Consider the following 21,137-nt stretch of genomic DNA (forward strand, 5'->3'; position numbering starts at 1 on the left):
ATGCTGTTATTGCTAGCACTGTAATTACTGCCATGATGCCTAGAACCCCTAGCATCTCTATCATTGATCGGCCTTTTTGATTGATGTTTTTTATATACATATTAAATACCCTATATTTTGCGGGAATTTTACCATATTTGCAAGTTTAAGTAAATAAAATTTTAAATTCTATCTATGATTTTTTCATACCAAGATTTTTTGGAAGATACCGATATGGTATCGTATTTTGAAAGATTATTATAGCTAATCATTGATTTAACTTTTTTGATATAGTCTAGACCTTCTTCAGAATAATATTTTAAACCTTCTGCCAATTCTATACCAGATTTTCCTTCAGATCTCATTTTTCTAAATTCTCTATAATGTTTAGATGTATTTATATTTCCAATATAACTTTTCATAGATGAATGAAGAGTGTCAAAACTTCTTACCTTATGATTAGATCCCTCTTCTGCATTTAATGGCTTAATTCCTTTTCCTATAAATGTCCATTCACCAAAAAGGGCATTACCTTCTTTAAGGAACCTTGATTGCCCCCAACCTGTTTCTAAAGCGCTTTGAGCCAATATAATAGAAGCAGGAACTCTTTCCTCTTCAGGTAAAGATAAATTAACCTCTTCTATAACAGACAACATTATATTTATGAATTTTTCTTTTCGCTCTTTAACGTCTTTAATTTCGTAAAATTCATCAGGCATAGAAGTCAACTTATACCCATTGTTAAGAAAAGCTGCTTTAATGTCTGCATTATAGCTATTTGTATTACTAAAGACGCTACTTGTTGGAAGAAGCGAAATAACAATTAGGCACAACAAAGTTGTTATGAGGTGATACTTTTTCATGGTTTCAATTATCTAGCAAGTGTATACACTGCTATTCCTAAGAAATTAGGATCCTTCTCATTTAGTTCAACTAGATATTCCATAAATGGTTCATCTAAAACAACTTGTCTTACTGGACTTGCATGACGGAAATACATTTTAAGATCTTCATCTCTTCTCAATGCAAAACCAACGTGTGAAACTCATAAATCTGTACCATTAACACTTTTTTCATCACTGAAATCTCTTATTATAAATACAATAGATTCATCTTGCATATCGAATTCATCAATTTTTTCAAAAGGAACATAGTCTAGTGAAATGTTTCTCGTATCTTCATAAAGAATTAAGCTTTTTGTTTTTGAAAACCATTTAGATCTATCGATCAACCCTGTTTTCACCTCTGTATAAGGGAATAAAGATCTTCTTAGAAACCATGAGTTATTTGGAATCCAATCCGATGAAAAAATATGATTTCTTGATTGAAAACCAATATTACCTGCAAAATATCTAATTTTATTTAAATAATATTTTACTAGAAATTCATTATTTGTTTTTGCCATTCTTTCTGCAACAACTGTTTCTACGAAAGTTTTTGCATCAAATGTATCAAATCTAATTAGAGGATCTGAATCGTGAGAAGTTTCTTTTCCTTCACCTAAAGGATCTTCTGTATAAGGAGTACCTACATATTTTTGAGATACTTCTGATATTGTTTTTGGCATTTTCATTACATGATTCATATATGCCACATAAAGACCTAATCCTAATATTACTAAATAACCAAGTCTTCTTCCTGTTTTTAAGCTCATAAAAAACCCCTTTTAAAGCTATGCTTTTTTTAATTTTCCCCATATTATTTTAAGTTGATAAAAAAATCAACATATAATATTATACTATATAGAGGAAACCAAATCAAGTTTTTTGAATTTATAAACTATTTGTCTATGTTTTCTCAGGTTTATATCAAAAATAATATAGGAGAAAAAATGAAGTTAAAAGTTTTATATTTAGATCATTTTAAAGGGAAAGAAATTAAAAAAAGTTTTGAAGATAGTGGATATGATTTATATGCATCTCTAGATAAGCCTTTAACTTTAAAACCAATGGAAATAGCTACTATTCCTTTAGGTATTTCTGTTGAAGTAGATGGTAAATGCCCTGAAGGTTTTAACTGGGGATTAAGAATTACTGGTAGAAGTGGATTAAACTCAAAAGGTGTATTAGCTACTGTTGGTACTATTGATAGTGGATATAGAGGTGAATTGAAAACTACAATAATAAATCTATCTGGAAAGGATTACACTTTTGAACCTGGTCATAGAGTTTGCCAGCTTCTCGTTGTTCTGAAAGCTCATTGTGAAGTTGTAAAAGTTGAAAGTGAAAATGAATTTTCAGGCTCTGAAAGACAAGAAAAGGCCTTTGGAAGTTCAGGACTTTAGTTAGGAGATATTATATGGAAGTTTTAGGATATAAAAAGAGTGAAAGAGGTTCTAGACCTTGGGGTGAATGGGAAGTTATAGAAACTGGCACAGATTTTATTGTAAAAAAGATTACTGTATTACCCAAAAAGAGATTATCACTACAATCTCATGATTTTAGATTTGAACATTGGATTATAGTAAAAGGAAATGGAAAAGTTACTATAAAAGATGATATTTTTGACTGCGCTTCAAATGATAGTTTTTTTATTCCAGTAAAAGAAAAACATAGAATTGAAAATATATCTGAATCTGATGAACTTATATTTATAGAAGTTCAAACAGGGGAAAAATTAACTGAATGTGATATAGTTAGATATGAAGATGATTTTGGAAGAGGATAAATAAATATCCTCTTTTTTATTTCTTTATAACTTTAATTTCTTTTAATAGATTATGATATGCAAATATAAGCATAACTAACAATGCTGATACAAAAAATTCTAAACTTTCTTCAAAATATCTCATATGATTTTTTTCTGAATAAGATGAAATTAAGAAATTTAAAATACCTAAAGTTCCTATAGCAAATACTTTAACTCTGGCAGAACTTACCTTTTTAAAGCTATTTATAACTGTTTTAAAAATATCTTTTCCATCTCTTATTAAACCAACTAATAATATTAATATGAATGCAGCATCAATATATTTTTTATATTCAATTATATTGTTGTTAGTCATTAGACCTCTTAGAAATCCAAGTTCTCTATCTATTAAAAATAACATTACCATCATAGGTAGATATGAAAATTTAGAATAAAGTTTTTTCTTGTAGAAGAACATAGCCGCTACGTAATTAAAAACTGTTAAAACTTCAAATATTCCACCCTCTTCAAAATGCATATGACTATGAGCCTTTAATGCTAGTGCTGAAGCAGCTACTGCTAAATTCATTATCACTAACATTACTATAAATTTTAGATTTGAAAGTTTTTGTATATTAATATTTTTTAGCATCTTAATTCTCTCCTTTATAACTAAAAATTCTTTCTTCCTCTTAGAGCTTCTGAAATAGTTCCTTCATCTAGATAATCAAGTTCTCCACCGATAGGAATACCTTGTGCTAACTCAGACGTCCTTATGTTAGAAGGCAGTTTTTCTTTAATATAATTTTGTGTAATTTTTCCTTCTATTATAGATGGAAGAGCAAAAATAATTTCCTCAATCTCACCATTAGAACATCTTTCAATTAAAGATTGGATTTTTAGGTCTTCTGGCTCTATACCATCTAAGGCAGAAATCAGACCTCCTGTGATATGATATAAACCGTTATAATACCCAGTTCTTTCCATAGCTATTAGAGATGATACATCTGGAAGGACGCATATAACCTTTTTATCTCTAGCTTGATCTCTACAGATTTCACAAATTTCTTCGGTATCATAATTTCCACAGTTCTTACATATTTTGATATTTTCTTTTAATTCTGCTAGAACTTGGATCAAAGATGTCAAAGTGTGTTCTTTTTCACTTATTAACTTTAATGTGATTCTTGTAGCAGATCTCTTTCCTAAAGATGGAAGTTTAGAAATTATTTTCACTGCGTCGTCTATATAGTTTTTACTTTCCATATCTAATTCTTTCGTTACTAGAGGTTTCAATCTAAATCATTTATCTGCTTTATTAAAAGAACCCTAATGTACTATTTTGTACACTTCGGAACCTTTTAATTTAACATCTAAACGATTTATACTAAAACTCCAAGAGTAGGTATTGTTTTCTATTTATTTAATTCGTTTAGGACTACCTTTGCGAATTCTATATTTTCTTCTTTATTAATTGAGCTTGTTAATAATGTTTGTATTAAAACTTTTTCATAACCTTCTAGTGAACCACCATCCATCAAAATTTCATCTTCTTTTTTAAGAACTTCTGTTCTAATAGCCATTTTTTCGAAGTCTTTTTCTACGGCAGCATTTATATAAGGCATTTGGTAAATTTCTTTACCTTCGTTGTTCCATCTATTATATTCTTCAGTTCCTTTAATTTCAACATTTTTTGCAGCATCACCTAAATTTGAAATAACTTCTCTATCTAATATAAATCCTACGAAAGATGCTTCACCTGTTTTTAGATGAGTTGGTTTCTCTGTTATATACCCCTCATCTATAATTCCCCATCTTTCTGGATTGTTAACTACTTTTGTAAAATATAGATTTCCTTCACAACCTTCATTTATATATCTTTCTGCCATTCTAGTAATTGGCTGTTTGTACTTAGATAAATCTGTTCCAACTTTTGGAAATATTAAATCATCTGAGAAAATTGTAAAGAAAGGTAGATTTTCTTCTGGGAATGCGTTTTTAACAAGACCTATAGCTTGCCCTACCCCCTTGGGTGTTTCTTGATAAATGAAAGATAAATCTATTTTATCAAGTATTGATAATTTAGATAGAAGTTCAGCTTGCTTTTCTCTTCCATTATTTCTGAATTTATTTTCTACTTTTGTATCTTTTTCCAATGCTTCTAAAAAATATTTTTCTACTTCTTTATTGGAAACCACCATCGTAACTTTTGGCTTACCTTCCAAAGATATTTCGTTAATGCATCTAAGAGTTTCATCTAGCATTCTCATACTTCCAAAAGGTAGTAAGCTTTTATGAACCAGACCTTTTGAATGAGGATAATTTCTAGTTCCGTTTCCTGCTGCTAAAATAACAAATCTTAGATTGCTTAATGAATTTTTAATTTCTGACATAAATATATTCTTTCCTTTTAAATTAAATCCTTTTCGGGGGAATTTATACTATAAAATATATAGCTTGTCAAAGGCTTTGAAGAAAATTTGTATTTAAAAAAGATTTCAAAAAATTTCAGTGAAGTTTTTACCACTTTTGATTTTATTCTTGATTTCATTTTTATTTGTGGCATCATAGAACACAAAGAGAACGAAATATTTATTTTTTAAAGAAAGTTAGGAACTTTATTTTATGTTAGCAAAGATTAAAACTGTTACTTTTGATGGGATAGAAGCAAAACCTATTACTGCAGAAGTTCAAGTGGCTGCAGGCCTACCTAAATTTACTATAGTTGGATTGCCAGATAAATCTATATCTGAGGCTAGAGAAAGAATTCAATCTGTTTTTACTGCGATTGGATTGTCATTACCTCCAAAGAAGATTACCGTTAATTTAGCTCCGGCAGATATGATGAAGGAAGGATCTCATTTTGATTTACCTATTGCTATGGGTATTTTATCTGCTTTAGAAATTGTAGATTATAATAAAATTAAAGACTATGTTTTTATAGGAGAACTTGGACTTGATGGAAATCTAGCAAAGGTTTCGGGAGTTATGCCTGCGGCATTCTATGCTGTCAGCGAAGGACTAGGGATTGTTTGCCCTAAAGTTCAAGGAAGTGAGGCTTTATGGACTGGATGCGTTGATGTGTTAGCCCCTGGAAATATAATTAATTTAATGAATCATTTTAATGGTGAACAACCCTTAGCTGCTCCAAATAGAGAAATGGATGATGGGATAAATCACTTTTTAGATTTTTCAGATATTAAAGGACAGGAATTTGCTAAGAGAGGTTTAGAAATTGCTGCTGCCGGTGGGCATAACTTAATATTTACAGGTCCAGCTGGGGCTGGTAAATCTGCTATGGCGGAAAGATTACCAACGATTCTACCCCCTATGACTGCAGCTGAAGCATTGGAAGTTTCTATGATACATTCTATTGCTGGAACTTTGAATGCTGCTGGAATTGAAACAAGAAGACCATTTAGAGCTCCTCATCACACTGCATCTCAGATTGCATTGACAGGTGGTGGAACTAAAGCAAAACCAGGAGAAGTTTCTCTTGCTCATAATGGTGTTTTGTTTCTAGATGAGCTACCTGAATTTTCAGGACAGACTTTAGATGCTTTGAGACAGCCAATTGAGACTGGAAGGATAAATGTTTCAAGAGCTAATAAACATATTTCTTATCCTGCTAATTTTCAACTAATTGCCGCAATGAACCCTTGTAAATGTGGGCACTTTGGAGATAAAGAAAGAGAATGTAATCAAGCTCCACTATGTGCTTTAAAATATCAAAATAGAATTTCAGGACCTATGTGGGATAGAATTGATATTTATATTGAGGTTCAACAGATAAATCCGTGGGAGTTATCTTCTCATACTGCTAAAGCAGAAAGCTCTGCTGAAATAAGAGAAAGAGTTATTAGAGCTAGGAAATTCCAAGAAGATAGATGGGCTAAAATATTTCCTAAGCAAGGGGTGATTTGGAATAAGAATGTTCCTACTAAGGATATTGAAAAGAACTGCAATATATCACCAGAAGCTTTGGACATATTAATTAAATCTGCTGAGAAATTTAAATTATCTGCTAGAGGTTACCATAGAATTTTAAAAGTAGCCCGTACTATTGCTGATTTGGAGATGGAGCTAGAAATTACTCCAGAACATATTTCTGAAGCTATTTTATTTAGAAAAAAGGAAGTTAAGCTTTAATGATATTGGAATGTAGAAATTGCGAACTTTGTAAAAATCAAGAGCCAATGATTGATGTAGCAAAATCTTGTGATGTTATGTGGGTTGGCATTTCTGCTAAAATGATTAATTTTGAAGATGAGTTGCCATTAGATGCTAGGACATATAGTGGAAAACTTATTAGAGAGATCGAAAAACTTGCTGAAAATGTAACGTTTTATAAAACAAATATTGTTAAGTGCCCTCCTTTGAAAAATGGAAAGCTCGTCTATCCCAACAAAGGAAATATTGATGATTGCTTTCCTAATTTCCAAAAAGAAATTGATAGATTGAAACCTAAGGTTATTTTTATTTTAGGAAAAGTAAATTCTAATCATATTTTGGGTAAATATGATGAAAAAATTGATAAACTTAATGAAGATTTTAATTACATCAAATATAATATAGGTAGAAATATATTCATACCTATACACCACCCTTCATATATAAGTGTATACAAAAGAAAATTTAAAAATAAATATATTGAAAATATAGTAAAAATAATAAATGAGAGTAAGTTGTAAAGTGAGGTGGCTTTATGAAGATAAAAGAAATTGAAGCTAAAAATATACTTACAAAGAGTAATCTTGGAGATATGGATTATGCTATAAACCCATATGTGGGATGTGCTTTTGCTTGCGAATATTGTTATGCTATTTTTATGAGTAAATTTAGTGGCGAGAGAATGGAGGATTGGGGTAATTATGTTCATGTTAAGAAAAATGCTCCTGACTTACTTAGGCAGAAACTTTTTAAAATGAAGGATAAACACTCTTCTATCTTTATTTCCTCCGTTACAGACGCATGGCAATATGTCGAAAGAAAATATGAAATCACAAGAGAATTACTTAAAATATTAGCGAGAGACGAATATCCTGGAGAAATTACCTGTCATACTAAAAGTCCTCTTATAGAAAGGGACTTAGATATAATAAAAACACTTCCAAATGTTGTGGTTGGAATAACCATTACTTCTAGCGAAGATAGTGTTTCTGGATTTCTAGAAGCTAGAGCTCCTAAAGTTTCTGAACGTTTAAAAACTCTTAAAAAATTTAATGAAAATGGAATAAGAACCTATGCATTTATAGGTCCGCTACTTCCTCACTTCTATTCTAGAAGGGATGAGTTAGATGAAGTTTTTAAAGCTATAAAAAATTCTGGGACTAATAATATTTATGTAGAGAGACTAAATTTCTCAAATTATATTTCTAGGAGGTTAAAACCTGTTTTAGATAAAGCTGATGATAAGACTAAAGAAAGCTTTATAAACATGAAAGTCGGATCTGAAGAGTATAAAAAATTAAATAATTTTATATTGGAAATGGTTAAAAAATATAAAATGAATTTGCTGAATGGAACCGTTATTGAGCATAAAAAGTAATTTGTGTATTGATTTTTTATCAAAACTTCTTTAGACTTCTATTTCAATAATGTATTATTGAATTGTGAAAATGAAGTTTTAAGCAAAGATAAAGAGGAAGTTTTATGGCTAAAAAGAAAGTTGGAGATAATACGAAAAAGATTCATTTATATGACTTTGATGGGACTATTTGCGAAGGTGATACTACATTTAAGTTATACTTATTTTTCTTAAGAAAAAATCCATTAATAATTTTATGGCTACCTTATCAACTGTTGTTCTTAATCCTTAGAACATTTAGTTTGGTTTCTGATACTAGAGTTAAAGAAATCTTTTTGGTATTCTTGTGGAATCAATATAAGGTTGAAAAGAAAATAAAAGAATTTTCTGATAACAGACAAAAATATTTGTTCCCTAAGGTATTAGATAAAATTAAAAAAGATAAAGACAGTGGTGCTACATTAATTTGTATATCTGCCTCTCCTAGACTTTATATTGAAGAAATGTGTAAGGGATTAGGTTTTGACTATATTATTGCTACTGAAACTAAAGAAGGTAGTTATAGGAAGTTAGCAAGTAAGAACTGTAGAGGTCCTGAAAAAGTTATTAGACTGAAACAGCTTTTAAAGGATGAAGGTTTGGAAGAAGCTGAAATTGTTAGTATGATTTCAGATAGTAAATTCGATAAACCTTTATATGATCTTGCTAAAGAAAAATATATGGTTGATGAAAAGGGAAATATTACTAAAGGAATTCCTGAAAGAGTATTCAACTTCTAAAAATAAAAAGCTCCGAATTGGAGCTTTCTTTTTATCTTATACTTCTTATAAATTGTTTATTTAGAACGCCTGTTGCTATTAGAGATATTCCGTAAATTAAAGCTCCAAATAGTATAACTAATCCAACGTATAATACTTTTGAAAGTATACCTATGTTAAGCCATGTGTTAGTAAGAAGTGCATTACTTAAATAATAAACTGAAACTCCCATAACTACACCTGAAACTAACATTAGAATTGTATTTTTTACTACAGAAGCTTTAAGGGCAAACAAACCTCTTTTATATGCTGCGTTTGCTAAAGTTGCAAATAGTATAATATTAGAAGATGTTGAGGCAAATGGTATTGCTAAATATCCCATGTATTTTCTAAGAGTAATCATCATAGCTATACTTATGGCAAACGAAAATACTGTGTGATAGAAAACTGTCTTTGTATCCTTATCTGAATAGAAAGCTGTTGATACGATTCTTATGTATGAAAGGAACGGAACTCCTATTGCCAACAATATCATTGCTTTGTACGTTTGTGCATTATCTATTGCAGTGAAAAGACCTCGTTCAAATACTAGAGATGAAATATATCCTCCAAAGAAAATTAATCCTAAAGCACATGGTATCATTAATAACGATGATAATTCGAATGCTTTATTTTGGTAAACAAACCTTTCTTTTTTGCTTTTTGCCTTAGATGAATATGGAAGCAAAATCATAGACAAAGGAACGCCTATTATTCCAAATGGAAATTGTGTTAATCTTTCTGCATAATAAAGCCAAGATACTGCTCCCGCATAGAAACTTGCGAATAATGTTCCTGAGAAAATTATTGCTGTATTTAATAAACCTGGGATTATATTTTTTATGAAAAGCTTAATTTTATTGTCTTTTAAAATAGATTTAATTTTAAATGGGCTTATCAGAGAAACTTCTGAATATTTTTTGTCTGAATACATTTTTGTTATTGTAAACATAATCATAGAAGAAACTAGATATGCTAGTATAACATAATAACCTATTAATGCTGATGAATGATAAACTAAAATTGTAGCAATAATTATTGCATTCAAGATTAAATTAACAAACATTGCTAAAGCAAATCTTTTTACACTTTGTAATATACTTGTGAAGAAAGAATATAACGACATGAAAATTAAGAATGGGAAAACTATTCTACTTAAGTCTATCGCTAATTTAAATTGTTCTGGGTTGTTTGCAAATCCTGGAAGTAAAACTCTTAAAACAGATGGCATAAATATTTCTATTACTGCTGTAAGGGTTAGCATAAACCAAAATAGTACTGAATATGATCTTGAAGCGAATATTTTTGCATCTTTATCTTTTTTATTTTTTAAGTCTTCTGAGAAGATAGGAATGAAAGAATTTGCAACAGCACCTTCTCCAAAAGCTCTTCTTAATGCATTAGGGATTTTAGTACTTGCTAGAACAACGTCAGCTATAGCCGTACCACCTAAATATTTTGCAAAGAATAAATCTCTTACTAAACCAAGTATTCTTGATGCTAAAATTGGCAATGAACTACTAAAGAAGTTAAATAAAAAGTTTTTAGATTTTTTGCTTGTCATAATTGCTTCTCTTCTATAAAATTGGAATAACTATTTATGAGAGAAAGGATATAGTAAGTAATGGTAAAAGTAAAGAGCATTTTAAAAGTTTTAGTCATTCCTGCAGGATTTATTTTAGGTGGTTGTACTGCTAAAAATGAAGAGGTGAGTTTAATAAAAATGAAACCTTGTGAAGTTTATAATAAAGCTGTAGATTCTTTCAACGAAAAATCTTATTTGATGACAAATCAACAGTTAGATGCTCTTGATGAAAACTTTCCATTTTCTGAAGTTATGGATAAATCTCTTTTCTTAGCTGGTAAATCTTACTTCCTTAATGATAAATTTATGGAAGCAGTTGAAAGATTTAAAAGGTTCCTGAAATTATATCCTAAACATGAAAGAGCTCCTGAAGCTGAATATATGTTATCTATGTCATACTGGTATATGTCAGGTACTGTATCAAGAGACATTACTTTCTTAAATATAGCTAAAAAGAGCATGAAAAAATTCGTTAATAAGTATCCTGAAAATGAAAATACTGAAAGATTTAAGAAAAAGATAAAAGCGATAGATAATTCTTTGGCCAAAAAAGAAGTTGATACCGCTGTTTACTTTTTAGATGATCATGATCACTCTGCTGCAATAAGTAGATTGCAAGTAGTTCTTACTCAATATAAACATACTGATTTAGTTCCTGAGGCTCTTTACAGAATGGTGGAGGCTTATACTTCTATACAATTAATGGAAGAAGCAGAATTCTATAAGGAAAAACTTAAAAAAGATTTCCCTGAGAGCGAATGGAATAAAGAAGTTGTAAAGTGGTATAAAAAAATAGATGAAATTCAATCTAGAAAAATAAAAGGATAATTATGTTTACTAAATTTGAAAGAATGGTTGCTATGAAATACCTGCGTTCGAAAAAGGAAAGAACTTTTTCGATTATAACAGGTTTTTCTCTAGCTGGCATTACCCTTGGTGTGGCAGCTATTATAATTGTTATGTCTGTTATGAATGGATTTAGAGAAGAATTTATCAGTAAAGTTATTGGTATTAGTGGGCACACTACAGTATCCTCTTTTTATACTTCTGGATTGCAAAATGCCGACGATGTGGTTAAAGAAATAGAAGCTAACAAAGATATTGAGGATGAATTTGTTAGAGCTGTTCCTACTATTGAAGCACAGGCTATATTTTCTGGTAATGGGCAGACTATTGGTGGAATTGTTAAAGGTGTTACTTACGAAAATCTTATGAAGGAAGAAATGATAGCTTCATGATAATCTGTTAAGAAAGTAGAAAACATAGAAGAAGGTGAAATTATTATAGGATATGGAGTTGCTAGAAAATTGGGTCTAGTTAATGGTGATAAAATTACACTTATATCTCCTCAAGGAAATGTAACTGCATTTGGAACTTTTCCTAAGATACAGGCCTTCACTATTGCTGGGCAGTTTAATATTGGGATGTATCAATATGATTCGAACTTTGCTTTTATGCAAATAAATGATTCTAGAAAGTATTTTAATAGATCTCCTGATAGTGCTGACTATATAGAAGTATTTTTTAAAGATCCAGAAATTGTTGAGACGTTAAAACCTTTGGTAATAGATAATTTAGGAAAAGAATTTATTGTTAACACTTGGAAAGAAAATAATCAAACTTATTACTCTGCTTTAAAGACTGAAAGAAATGTTATGTTTATTATTTTAACATTGATAATAATAGTTGCATCTTTCAATATTATTTCGTCTTTAACTATGATGGTAAAAGATAAAGGGACTGACATTGCCGTATTTAGAACCATTGGTGCAAGTAGAAAATCTGTGATGAAAATATTCTTTTTATCTGGGGCTACCATAGGAGTTCTTGGGACTTCAGTTGGTGTTTTTCTTGGGACTATAATTGCTTATAACATAGATTGGATTAAGCAATTTGTAGAGTTCTTAACAGGTGCTGAATTATTTGCTAAAGAAGTTTATTTCTTGTCTCAACTTCCATCTTCAGTTCATGTATTTGATGTAGTTTGGATAGCAGCAGTCTCTTTAGCTATATCATTCATAGCAACCATCATACCAAGTTATAGCGCTTCTAAAACAGAACCTGTTGAAGCATTAAGATATGAATAGGATTTAATGAAAATGTTTCATCATTCTGTTAGAAAAATATCTGTTTATAAAAATAATGAATGCAAAGTATTTGCTAACATGGCTTTATTAAATGGGCTTGGGGAAGCTGCATTTTTCACTATATTTCCACTAATTCTTAACGATACACTTAAAAGTGAGTCTGTTGTTAGCCTTTACTATTCTTTAATAGCTATAGCTGTTTTTCTAGGATCAATGCTTAGCACATATTTATTTTCTAAATTTTCTAAAGTATGGATTATAAAAATAACACTATTAGTTTCAGTTTTATCTCTTTTAGGAATGACTATTGCTAAGAATATTTGGGAATTAAGTGGAGTAGATATACCTAGAGCTATATGCCTAACTCTTGCAAATTTAGCAATATCTATATTTGTATTTGACTTCTCAACAAACTCTAATATATCACGAAATGAAGCTAGATATTATATATTCATGAATATCGGATGGTTTATAGGCCCAATACTTGGTGGATATATTGCTAAATTTACTGGAAAAGAAAGTGTATTTATATTTGTTAGTGGAATATATCTTATATCCTTACTATATTTCATGCATCAACATATTATTGTTAAAAATAAAAATATAAATCATAAAAAAGAAAATATTTCCTTAAAAATAATATTTAATAACACTATAGAATATTTTAAAAACAAGGAGCTTATAAAAGTATTTTTGGTAGCTCTTGGATTAAATTTTTGGTGGGCGATTAGCTATCTTTATATTCCAATAGCTGTTGAAAATTTAGGATATGGAACTGATGTAGTTGGGTACGTTGTATCTGGGGGAATTTTACCACTACTACTACTTGAGGGATTTGTAGGAAGATCCGCTGATAAAAATGGAGTTAAAAAATATATAATTATTGGATTTTTGTTTTTATCAATATTAACCGCTCTATTTACTATTTTGGAGAGCAGCCCTATAACTCTTATAATAGCTTTTGCTGTTGTTAACATAGGAGCTGCATTTATAGAACCTTTAAAAAATAGTTATTTCTATAAAGCTTCTAAGAAGGAGGATGAAGATAAATTCTTTGGAATTTATAATCTTTCTAATCCTATAGCAAATATGGCTGGTCCTTTAATAGGTGCAGCGCTAATTTTTACCGGAGGGTTTAATGCTATGTGGATTGCTAGCGCAATTATATTACTTGCGTTTGCTATTATTTCTACTAAGATAAAAGAATAATATGGTGATAATATGGAAAATAATAAAATAGTTTTGGAATTTAAAAATATTTGTAAGAGTTTTTCTCAAGGTGGAGAAAGACTGGAAGTTCTTGACGGGGCAAATTTATCTGTAGCTAAAGGAGAGATAGTTTCTTTACTTGGACCTTCGGGGTCTGGCAAATCTACTCTTCTACAAATAATTGGCTTGCTTGATAAAGCTGATGCTGGTGAGATTTTTGTTGATGGCATTGAGGTATCTAATGCCAATGATGAAGTACAAACAAAAACTCGTTTAGATAAGATCGGTTTCGTTTATCAAAGTCATAATTTATTTAGAGATTTTACTGCATTAGAAAATGTTATGATGCCCCTTTTGATACAGGGAGAAAATATAGAAATAGCTAGAAAAAAAGCTATAGATCTTTTGGAAGACTTAGATCTTGGAGATAGAATGGATCATAGACCTGCAGAGCTTTCTGGTGGACAGTGCCAAAGAGTGGCTATTGCTAGAGCGCTTGCCAACGAGCCTGAAATTTTATTAGCCGATGAACCTACTGGAAATCTTGATCCAGAAACTTCTGAACATGTATTTGCCATGCTTATGAAAATTGTAAAAGAAAAAGCATTGTCTTGTATTATAGTTACTCATAATAGAGAGCTGGCTAAAAAAGCTAAGAAGATTGTTGAGATTAAAAATAAAAAACTTGAAGAGATATAAACATCTTCTTTTACATAAAATACTTATTTAAGTTATTTTAATATTAGGATTAAAAATGAAAAAAAGTAATAAAATAAAAAAGCCTATTGGGATTATTGCTGGGAATGGTATGTTACCTATTCTTCTTATAAAAAAATTTAAGAAGGAAAAGATTCCATTTTTTGTAGCTGGTATTGAGGGGGATTTTAAAGATGCTGAAAGCCTTAAATTAAGTTCAGATACATGTAAATATTATAACTTATCTCAATTAACCTCTGTTATTAAATTCTTTAAGAAAAATGGAGTTAGGGAAATAGTTTCTATCGGAGGCACTTCCCGTCCAGATTTTAAAAAAGTTAAAATAAATTTCTTTAATTTAAAAGTTCTTTGGAAGCTTTTTAGATCTGAAAAAAAAGGGGATGATGGTCTTTTTGTTATACTTAAAAATGAGTTTTTTAAAAAGGGCTTAGAAATGAAATCTTTACATTATTTCATGCCTGAACTTTTAGCTGAAAAAAAATGTTATACTAAGTTAAAACCCACTATGAAAGAAAAGAAATTTTTTGAAATTGGTAAGAAAGCTGCTAAGAAATTGGGAGATGCTGATATAGGGCAAGCAGTTATAACTCAAAATGAAAATATATTCTTAAGAGAAGATAGAGGTGGAACCGAGGCTATGCTTAAAAAGGCTGGAGCTATTATAAGAGGATTTTACCCTTCTAGAGAATTAGCTGATAAAGCTAAAGAAAGTTTTGTTCTTTTTAAAATGAAAAAAGATGATCAACTTGAAGAAATTGATATTCCTACGATAGGAATAAACACTATAAAACAATGCCATTCCGCTAATATAAAAGGGGTTGTTATTGAGGCTGGAAGTTCTTATATGATTGAAAAAGAAAAGATTATTAAGGAAGCTGATAAGCTTAATATATTTGTTGTTGGTATTTAAAAAAGCTCCGTAATGGAGCTTTTTTTTTAAACGGCTTCTGAAAACCGAATAAAACATTCCAAGAGATTTTGATCTTCTGGTTCTGCAGTTTCACCTAGATCATAATAAAAATTAGTACCTTCAGGGTTTATTGAGTTAGGATAAAAATCTATCCTCAACCCTTTATTCCCTCTGAAAAGTTCAAACGTAACTTCATCTTTAAGATTCAACGTTAACTCTTCTACAAATACTTTTTTGTTTTTGAAATCAACCAAATACTGTATGAGAGTTTTTTTTGTGACCTCATCGAAAATGTGAGCACATTGAAGCTTTGAGATTTCTATACCTATTGATGCAATGCCTTTGTCATAAGTTCCATAGATAAAAATTTGCTCTCTTTTGTAACTTTCAAATGAAAGCTCTATTCCAAAATCTTCAAGAAGTTTTACTTCTTCGCTATTAACATTCTCAGGTGAAAGATTAAAGTCTTTTGAAATTATATCTCTTATGAGAGACTCTAATTTTTCTTTTCTTTCATCATTGATTATAGATTTATCTATATAGACTCTTTTCATATTGTAAGATTTAATGGTTTTTAAATACTTTGTTATTAAACAGTAGAATCTTATTTTGCTCATGTCAAGAAAGAAAAAGCTGATGAATATTTCATCAGCTTTAATTTTTGTTAATAGCTTTTTGCTATGATAACTTTTTGATTAACTCTTCTATTGTTATAAATTTAATATCATCAGAGTTTCTCTTTTTAAATTCAATTAAACCTTCTTCTTTGAATTTTTTACCAATAACGGCTCTATATGGTAATCCTATTAAATCTGCATCACCAAATTTTTCACCAGCTCTTACATTTCGATCATCATATAAAACTTCTATATTTTTATGTGATAATTTTTTATATAACTCTTCTGCTTCTTTATTATTACCCTCGCCTAATAAAGATATTAAGTGAACTTTGTAAGGCGCTATATTTTTTGGTAGCATTAAACCTTTTTCATCATTAAATATTTCTGAAATAACTCCTAATAAACGAGAAACTCCAATTCCATAACATCCCATTATAATAGGTTTTTCTTTACCATCTTTATCCATAAATTTTGCATTGAATGCATCAGAATATTTTGTTCCTAACTTAAATATGTTTCCGACTTCACAAGCAGATACTTTTTCTAGCTTACTTTCATCACCATCTTTATAATTTTTAATATTTTCTGCTAGTGCATCTTTATCATCTATAAGCTCTTCGTTTAATGCTAAATTTGTGCCAGGAATTCTATAAATAGTATCCTCTCCTGCCGGAGTTAACGTTTGGAATTCATGGGAATATTTAGAAAAACTACCTCCTGAAGCGGCTGTTAATAAAGTTATGTCTCCGATACCACATCTTTCAAAAATTCTTTTGTATGCTTCTACAGCCCTTTCATAATACTTATCTAAATCTTCTTGAGATGGATGAAAAGAATATAAATCTTTCATCATAAACTCTCTTCCTCTCATAATACCAGATTTGGCTCTTGCTTCGTCTCTAAATTTACTCTGAAATTGATATAGATTTAAAGGCATATCCTTATAAGATGTTATAAATGAACTACCTAGAGGAGTTATTACTTCTTCGTGCGTTGGTCCTAAAGCTAAATCTTTGTTTCCACTACCTTTTAATTTAAATAAAACATCTAGCGTATCCCAACGATCAGTCTTATCCCAAAGTTCTCTTGGGTGTAACGCTGGCATTACTAATTCTTGTCCATCTATTTTATTTATTTCGTCTCGAATTATGTTTTCTATCTTTTTTAAAGAACGTAAACCTAATGGTAAAAAAGTATAAACACCTGCCATAACCTTTTGTATATAGCTTGCCCTTATTAAAAGTTGAGCGTTTTTAGATGGTTCGTTTTTAATATTTTCTTTTATACTTTTTTGTAATAATTGACTCTGTCTCATTTTATTTTCCTTTACTATATTTATTAATCAAAACTTTATTAATGGATTTTGCACCATTATTGCATGATAAACTACACCCTCACGGGAGATAAATTGTAAAAGTTTTGTATTTTAATATAGTTCATGGTAAATATTCCTATAGTTCTTCTTTAATTGTACCTTGCTCGTCTTTATAACGGAAAGTAATTCTTCCTTTACTTAAGTCGTAAGGTGTCATTTCTACGTTTACAACGTCACCAACAAGGACCCAGATTCTGAACTTTCTCATTTTTCCAGCTGTGTGAGCTGTGATAACGTGTCCATTTTCTAGTTCTACTTTGAACATAGTGTTAGGTAGTTTTTCTATTACTTTACCTTTTATTTCGATTAGATCTTCTTTAGCCATTTTTTACTCCATCTTTTCCACATAAAATTGCAGAATTTTAAAATAATAAAAGTTCAGTCATGTATTGTTTATACACTCCCTAGAACTTTTAATTTTATTCCACAATTTTCTGAAGAAAAATCTGGGTAAAAATTGATTTAAACTTCTTCATTGCAGAACTAATATGTTTTTCATTTGATTATTTTTTATAATTGTTTATTATTTTAATAATTAAAAGCTTAGTGTCAAGAATAAAGCTAAAACAAAAGGATAGATTAATATTATGACTTATTTGAACTATTTTCAGTTTGATGATGATCCGTTTTTAAATACTGGAGAGCCTAAGTATAAATTTAGAATTAAAAAACAATGGAAAGTTTTTAAAAAAATCTTAGACATATGTTATGTGGATCATAAAGTATCTTTTGTTTATGGTAAAGAAGGTGTTGGTAAAACCTTTGTCGCGAATGAACTGAAAAAGATCTTAGAAAAGTCTAAAAGTGTTACTATGTATAATTCTAAATCCTCTAAAAACTTAGAGGAAACAATCAAAAATTCTCTTAAAAAATCAAACTCTATAGGTAAGAAATTAGTTTTTATAATAGATGAATACGAAGATCTTTTAAAGACTGAGAAAGACTTTTTAGAAAAAAATATTTCGGATAAATTTTTAAAGAAAAATAATTTGAACATTGTTATTTTTTCTAAAGAACCTATTGGATATATTTGGGAAAGAGATAAGCTTACAAAAACTAGGTTTAAAATATCTTCAATGGGAATGTTTGAAGGTTACTCTTATACAAATTATATGATTGAAAAAAGTAAATCTTTAAATAGCTGGAGAAAGAGATTTCCAAAATGGTTTGTTTTATTAATTTCTGCAATGTCTAACGGAAGAGTTAAGTTTGTTAATAGGCTTGCATCTGAGGCTATTAAAAATGCATATAAAAAGAAGAGACATAGAGCTTCTGTTCGAGGACTACTAGGATATTTCTCTGAGGATACTAGAATTTTAAGAACAAATCTTTCCGAGAGATTTAAGCAACTATTTATTATAATAACATCATTCTTTTTACTTATAGAAATGCATTCTATTATGAAGGATAAACTTTATAAACAAAAAGTTTTTAATATAACCCAAGAAATAGATAGTGAGTTTAACCTTGAAGAAGAAATAAATCAAGAGATTGAAAAGATTGAAAAAATCGAAAAGAAAAAAACTGCTAAAAAATCCCCTGTTAAAAAGATTATTAAGAAAGAGGTTGTTAAAAGGACTGCTACTAGAAAACAAATCTCTGAAACTAATGGAGATGTATATGTTTTAGTTCAATCCGGCGATAGCTTTGGTAAAATAGCTAAAGAAATGAAATTGTCTTCGAATAAATTAAAAGAACTTAATGGTCAAATTTCAAATGTTGGAAACATAAGCATAGGTCAAAAAATTTATATAAAGAGAAATTCAACAATAGATAAAATCAAAAAAGAAGAAGAGTAAAAACTCTTCTTTTTTTATAGTGAGAATTCATCTAAGAAATCTATTAAATCCTGCATATGATCTGGCGTTGGAGCCTTAAACTTCATTCTTTTTCCAGTAGTTGGATGAGTAAATTCTAATTTATAAGCATGAAGCATTTGACCATCTAAAGCTTTTAGGTAATCCTGAACTTCTTTATTTTTAACAGTTATTATATTACTCTTTTTACCTTTATAAACAGGGTCTCCAATTAATGGATTTTTCTTGAATTGCATATGAACTCTGATTTGGTGTGTTCTACCTGTTTCCAGTTTGAATTTCATTAGAGAAATTGGAGGTAAATCTTGATTTTGGAAAACTCCCATTGTTTCATAATTAGTGATAGCTTTTTTACCAACATCTTTTCCACAAACAGTCATTTGCTGTCTTTTAATTCTATCTCTGTTTATATTTGTTTCCACTCTACCTTCAATAGGATTTGGGATACCCCAAACAAGAGATTTATATTCTCTATCTATGGAATGATCTGAGAATTGTTTAGTAAGAGATAAATACGCTTCATTTGTTTTAGCAACAACCAGAAGACCTGAGGTGTCTTTATCTATTCTGTGAACTATTCCTGGACGAGTATTTCCTCCATCACTAGCTAGCTTTCCTTTTGTGTGGTGCAATAAAGCATTAACTAATGTTCCGGACGTATTGCCAGCTCCAATATGAACCACCATTCCTTGAGGTTTATTTACAACTATAACATCTTCATCTTCATAAACTACATCAACAGGGATATCCTCTGGCTTAAGAGTTAATTCTTCTTCCTTTGGGATTTCAATACAAATAATATCACCAGTTTTCACTGACAATTTATTTGTTATTTTTTCATTAGATGATTTTATTTCTACTAAATTTTCTTTTATTAGATTTTGAACTTTACCTCTAGAAATTTCTAATTTTTCAGCTAGGAATTTATCTAATCTTTGACCATTGCTTTCTTCTAATACTTCTACTTCTTTTCTATCTGACAAAATTCACCTCTACATACGAATAATCTTTTCCTGAAAGTTCTAACATTATTGAGAATCTTTTATTTTCTTTTGGTTGAATGATTTTATCACCCATATTTTTAGATATGAAATCTACAACTTGATTATTATCATCAAATGTTTCCAATTTGATTGGAGGGAATTTAATTCTAAAATCAGATGTGTTTTCAACTGATCCCTTGATAAGAAGGAACTTTCTATTTCCTTTAGTAACAAGGTTAATAGGTGGAATTAATTTTATGTTAAGATGTTTTTTAGCCATGCTAACATCTTTTGTTGTATCTGCTTCTACTATTTCATTATTGCTATTATCAAATGTTGGTGCTTTTTCTCCTATAGAGATTAAAAGAACTAGAGAAGCTGATATAAGAATTATAAATAATAGGCTTCTTGGCTTAAGTAATGCTTTGAAGATATTTGATAAGAACTCTTGGAATGCAGTTAGTAATAAAAGTAGCATTCCGAAAATTGTTTTTTTATCTTTATGAATATCTTTTTCTGAAACAACTTCTTTATGTAACGGAGCTGAATCCATCTCCACTTCGACTTCATCATCTTCTATAATAATCTTTTCTTCTGAAGAATTTTTTATTTCTGCTTTTTCTTCAACAATATCTTTTACAGGTTCTTCATCTTTTGATAGAAGCACAGATGTTTCTTCTTCCCATTCATGATTACAAATAGAGCATGAAAGAGTAGTGGATTTTTCATCCTTATTTATTAATTTTTTTGGTAAATCGAAATCTGTTCCGCATTTTGGACAATGTATAATCATATCTTGACCCTCACAATTCCTTTTCCACTTTTTCTCTCTCTTATTAAATAATACATTTTTATTGTCTATTTTTCAACTTTTTTTATAAAAAAATAATAAAGTATTGAAAA

23 protein-coding genes and 1 pseudogene are annotated in these 21,137 nt (G+C 29.6%); 13 read left to right on the plus strand and 11 right to left on the minus strand.

What is annotated here, in order from left to right:
• Positions 1 to 161: 161 nt before the first annotated feature.
• Together N4A44_01680 and N4A44_01685 are read right to left on the minus strand one after the other, a co-directional pair.
• Complete coding sequence (locus N4A44_01680) at positions 162 to 842, minus strand: glucosaminidase domain-containing protein (protein MCT4552354.1); 681 nt, start codon at positions 840 to 842, stop codon at positions 162 to 164.
• A gap of 8 nt (positions 843 to 850) precedes the next feature.
• A pseudogene (locus N4A44_01685) lies at positions 851 to 1,546 on the minus strand (DUF1460 domain-containing protein).
• 264 nt (positions 1,547 to 1,810) lie between these two features.
• Here N4A44_01685 and N4A44_01690 point away from each other — a divergent pair.
• A complete protein-coding gene (locus tag N4A44_01690; GenBank protein MCT4552355.1) occupies positions 1,811 to 2,263 on the plus strand; it encodes a dUTP diphosphatase in 453 nt (150 codons plus the stop codon).
• A 14-nt stretch (positions 2,264 to 2,277) separates the two neighbouring features.
• Positions 2,278 to 2,646 (plus strand): phosphomannose isomerase type II C-terminal cupin domain, encoded by a 369-nt coding sequence (locus N4A44_01695; protein MCT4552356.1) that lies wholly within the window; start codon positions 2,278 to 2,280, stop codon positions 2,644 to 2,646.
• Between the two features lie 16 nt (positions 2,647 to 2,662).
• On the opposite strand, the gene N4A44_01700 is transcribed toward N4A44_01695, so the two are convergent.
• The 3 genes from N4A44_01700 to N4A44_01710 all read right to left on the minus strand — a co-directional run bounded on the left by N4A44_01700 (position 2,663) and on the right by N4A44_01710 (position 5,000).
• Positions 2,663 to 3,259 (minus strand): hypothetical protein, encoded by a 597-nt coding sequence (locus tag N4A44_01700; GenBank protein ID MCT4552357.1) that lies wholly within the window; start codon positions 3,257 to 3,259, stop codon positions 2,663 to 2,665.
• Positions 3,260 to 3,279: 20 nt separating this feature from the next.
• Positions 3,280 to 3,873, minus strand: coding sequence for a recombination mediator RecR (gene recR, locus N4A44_01705; GenBank protein MCT4552358.1), 594 nt, complete (start codon positions 3,871 to 3,873; stop codon positions 3,280 to 3,282).
• A 149-nt stretch (positions 3,874 to 4,022) separates the two neighbouring features.
• Positions 4,023 to 5,000 carry a sugar phosphate nucleotidyltransferase gene (locus N4A44_01710; protein MCT4552359.1) on the minus strand — a complete coding sequence of 326 codons (978 nt, stop codon included), beginning with the start codon at positions 4,998 to 5,000 and terminating at the stop codon, positions 4,023 to 4,025.
• Positions 5,001 to 5,232: 232 nt separating this feature from the next.
• Between N4A44_01710 and N4A44_01715 the strand changes: the two genes are divergently transcribed.
• From N4A44_01715 to N4A44_01730, 4 genes are all read left to right on the plus strand, one after another.
• Entirely contained in the window at positions 5,233 to 6,756 is a 1,524-nt protein-coding gene (locus N4A44_01715; GenBank protein ID MCT4552360.1) for a YifB family Mg chelatase-like AAA ATPase, read from the plus strand.
• The gene (locus tag N4A44_01720; protein ID MCT4552361.1) at positions 6,756 to 7,298 is read left to right on the plus strand and encodes a hypothetical protein; all 543 of its coding nucleotides are present in this window, start codon (positions 6,756 to 6,758) and stop codon (positions 7,296 to 7,298) included. The genes N4A44_01715 and N4A44_01720 overlap by 1 nt, the downstream gene beginning before the upstream one ends.
• Positions 7,299 to 7,312: 14 nt before the next feature.
• Entirely contained in the window at positions 7,313 to 8,155 is an 843-nt protein-coding gene (locus tag N4A44_01725; protein ID MCT4552362.1) for a radical SAM protein, read from the plus strand.
• Positions 8,156 to 8,259: 104 nt separating this feature from the next.
• Complete coding sequence (locus tag N4A44_01730) at positions 8,260 to 8,913, plus strand: HAD-IB family phosphatase (protein ID MCT4552363.1); 654 nt, start codon at positions 8,260 to 8,262, stop codon at positions 8,911 to 8,913.
• Between the two features lie 31 nt (positions 8,914 to 8,944).
• Here N4A44_01730 and murJ read toward each other — a convergent pair whose 3' ends face one another.
• Entirely contained in the window at positions 8,945 to 10,495 is a 1,551-nt protein-coding gene (murJ, locus tag N4A44_01735; protein ID MCT4552364.1) for a murein biosynthesis integral membrane protein MurJ, read from the minus strand.
• 60 nt (positions 10,496 to 10,555) lie between these two features.
• Between murJ and bamD the strand changes: the two genes are divergently transcribed.
• The 6 genes from bamD to lpxI all read left to right on the plus strand — a co-directional run bounded on the left by bamD (position 10,556) and on the right by lpxI (position 15,439).
• Positions 10,556 to 11,344: an outer membrane protein assembly factor BamD gene (gene bamD, locus N4A44_01740; protein MCT4552365.1), complete on the plus strand. Its 789-nt coding sequence runs from the start codon at positions 10,556 to 10,558 to the stop codon at positions 11,342 to 11,344.
• 2 nt (positions 11,345 to 11,346) lie between these two features.
• Positions 11,347 to 11,754, plus strand: a complete 408-nt coding sequence (locus tag N4A44_01745; protein MCT4552366.1) for an ABC transporter permease — start codon at positions 11,347 to 11,349, stop codon at positions 11,752 to 11,754.
• A 69-nt stretch (positions 11,755 to 11,823) separates the two neighbouring features.
• Positions 11,824 to 12,603 carry an FtsX-like permease family protein gene (locus N4A44_01750; protein MCT4552367.1) on the plus strand — a complete coding sequence of 260 codons (780 nt, stop codon included), beginning with the start codon at positions 11,824 to 11,826 and terminating at the stop codon, positions 12,601 to 12,603.
• 12 nt (positions 12,604 to 12,615) lie between these two features.
• Positions 12,616 to 13,812: an MFS transporter gene (locus N4A44_01755; protein ID MCT4552368.1), complete on the plus strand. Its 1,197-nt coding sequence runs from the start codon at positions 12,616 to 12,618 to the stop codon at positions 13,810 to 13,812.
• 12 nt (positions 13,813 to 13,824) lie between these two features.
• Positions 13,825 to 14,511, plus strand: a complete 687-nt coding sequence (locus N4A44_01760) for an ABC transporter ATP-binding protein (GenBank protein MCT4552369.1) — start codon at positions 13,825 to 13,827, stop codon at positions 14,509 to 14,511.
• Positions 14,512 to 14,566: 55 nt separating this feature from the next.
• The gene (gene lpxI, locus N4A44_01765) at positions 14,567 to 15,439 is read left to right on the plus strand and encodes a UDP-2,3-diacylglucosamine diphosphatase LpxI (GenBank protein ID MCT4552370.1); all 873 of its coding nucleotides are present in this window, start codon (positions 14,567 to 14,569) and stop codon (positions 15,437 to 15,439) included.
• 26 nt (positions 15,440 to 15,465) lie between these two features.
• Here lpxI and N4A44_01770 read toward each other — a convergent pair whose 3' ends face one another.
• From N4A44_01770 to infA, 3 genes are all read right to left on the minus strand, one after another.
• Positions 15,466 to 15,993, minus strand: coding sequence for a hypothetical protein (locus N4A44_01770; GenBank protein ID MCT4552371.1), 528 nt, complete (start codon positions 15,991 to 15,993; stop codon positions 15,466 to 15,468).
• A 124-nt stretch (positions 15,994 to 16,117) separates the two neighbouring features.
• Positions 16,118 to 17,374, minus strand: a complete 1,257-nt coding sequence (locus N4A44_01775) for a His/Gly/Thr/Pro-type tRNA ligase C-terminal domain-containing protein (GenBank protein MCT4552372.1) — start codon at positions 17,372 to 17,374, stop codon at positions 16,118 to 16,120.
• Positions 17,375 to 17,510: 136 nt separating this feature from the next.
• The gene (infA, locus tag N4A44_01780; protein ID MCT4552373.1) at positions 17,511 to 17,759 is read right to left on the minus strand and encodes a translation initiation factor IF-1; all 249 of its coding nucleotides are present in this window, start codon (positions 17,757 to 17,759) and stop codon (positions 17,511 to 17,513) included.
• A 262-nt stretch (positions 17,760 to 18,021) separates the two neighbouring features.
• Here infA and N4A44_01785 point away from each other — a divergent pair, with 262 nt between their 5' ends.
• Positions 18,022 to 19,233, plus strand: coding sequence for a LysM peptidoglycan-binding domain-containing protein (locus N4A44_01785; protein ID MCT4552374.1), 1,212 nt, complete (start codon positions 18,022 to 18,024; stop codon positions 19,231 to 19,233).
• 14 nt (positions 19,234 to 19,247) lie between these two features.
• Here the strand turns inward: N4A44_01785 and N4A44_01790 are convergent, their stop codons facing one another.
• The gene (locus tag N4A44_01790; GenBank protein ID MCT4552375.1) at positions 19,248 to 20,234 is read right to left on the minus strand and encodes an RluA family pseudouridine synthase; all 987 of its coding nucleotides are present in this window, start codon (positions 20,232 to 20,234) and stop codon (positions 19,248 to 19,250) included.
• Positions 20,224 to 21,027, minus strand: coding sequence for an FxLYD domain-containing protein (locus N4A44_01795; GenBank protein MCT4552376.1), 804 nt, complete (start codon positions 21,025 to 21,027; stop codon positions 20,224 to 20,226). The genes N4A44_01790 and N4A44_01795 overlap by 11 nt, the downstream gene beginning before the upstream one ends.
• Between the last annotated feature and the right edge of the window lie 110 nt (positions 21,028 to 21,137).

It is taken from the genome of Alphaproteobacteria bacterium (assembly GCA_025210155.1).
Lineage (GTDB): Bacteria > Pseudomonadota > Alphaproteobacteria > Rs-D84 > CASDRH01 > JAOASE01.

Coding starts and splice junctions, on each gene's coding strand:
- N4A44_01720 (MCT4552361.1), top strand. CDS start 6,756: ATGATATTGGAATGTAGAAATTGCGAACTTTGTAAAAATCAAGAGCCA.
- N4A44_01715 (MCT4552360.1), top strand. CDS start 5,233: ATGTTAGCAAAGATTAAAACTGTTACTTTTGATGGGATAGAAGCAAAA.
- N4A44_01725 (MCT4552362.1), top strand. CDS start 7,313: ATGAAGATAAAAGAAATTGAAGCTAAAAATATACTTACAAAGAGTAAT.
- lpxI (MCT4552370.1), top strand. CDS start 14,567: ATGAAAAAAAGTAATAAAATAAAAAAGCCTATTGGGATTATTGCTGGG.
- recR (MCT4552358.1), bottom strand. CDS start 3,873: ATGGAAAGTAAAAACTATATAGACGACGCAGTGAAAATAATTTCTAAA.
- N4A44_01795 (MCT4552376.1), bottom strand. CDS start 21,027: ATGATTATACATTGTCCAAAATGCGGAACAGATTTCGATTTACCAAAA.
- N4A44_01755 (MCT4552368.1), top strand. CDS start 12,616: ATGTTTCATCATTCTGTTAGAAAAATATCTGTTTATAAAAATAATGAA.
- N4A44_01775 (MCT4552372.1), bottom strand. CDS start 17,374: ATGAGACAGAGTCAATTATTACAAAAAAGTATAAAAGAAAATATTAAA.
- N4A44_01785 (MCT4552374.1), top strand. CDS start 18,022: ATGACTTATTTGAACTATTTTCAGTTTGATGATGATCCGTTTTTAAAT.
- N4A44_01730 (MCT4552363.1), top strand. CDS start 8,260: ATGGCTAAAAAGAAAGTTGGAGATAATACGAAAAAGATTCATTTATAT.
- N4A44_01710 (MCT4552359.1), bottom strand. CDS start 5,000: ATGTCAGAAATTAAAAATTCATTAAGCAATCTAAGATTTGTTATTTTA.
- N4A44_01695 (MCT4552356.1), top strand. CDS start 2,278: ATGGAAGTTTTAGGATATAAAAAGAGTGAAAGAGGTTCTAGACCTTGG.
- N4A44_01745 (MCT4552366.1), top strand. CDS start 11,347: ATGTTTACTAAATTTGAAAGAATGGTTGCTATGAAATACCTGCGTTCG.
- infA (MCT4552373.1), bottom strand. CDS start 17,759: ATGGCTAAAGAAGATCTAATCGAAATAAAAGGTAAAGTAATAGAAAAA.
- bamD (MCT4552365.1), top strand. CDS start 10,556: ATGGTAAAAGTAAAGAGCATTTTAAAAGTTTTAGTCATTCCTGCAGGA.
- murJ (MCT4552364.1), bottom strand. CDS start 10,495: ATGACAAGCAAAAAATCTAAAAACTTTTTATTTAACTTCTTTAGTAGT.
- N4A44_01700 (MCT4552357.1), bottom strand. CDS start 3,259: ATGCTAAAAAATATTAATATACAAAAACTTTCAAATCTAAAATTTATA.
- N4A44_01770 (MCT4552371.1), bottom strand. CDS start 15,993: ATGAAAAGAGTCTATATAGATAAATCTATAATCAATGATGAAAGAAAA.
- N4A44_01680 (MCT4552354.1), bottom strand. CDS start 842: ATGAAAAAGTATCACCTCATAACAACTTTGTTGTGCCTAATTGTTATT.
- N4A44_01760 (MCT4552369.1), top strand. CDS start 13,825: ATGGAAAATAATAAAATAGTTTTGGAATTTAAAAATATTTGTAAGAGT.
- N4A44_01690 (MCT4552355.1), top strand. CDS start 1,811: ATGAAGTTAAAAGTTTTATATTTAGATCATTTTAAAGGGAAAGAAATT.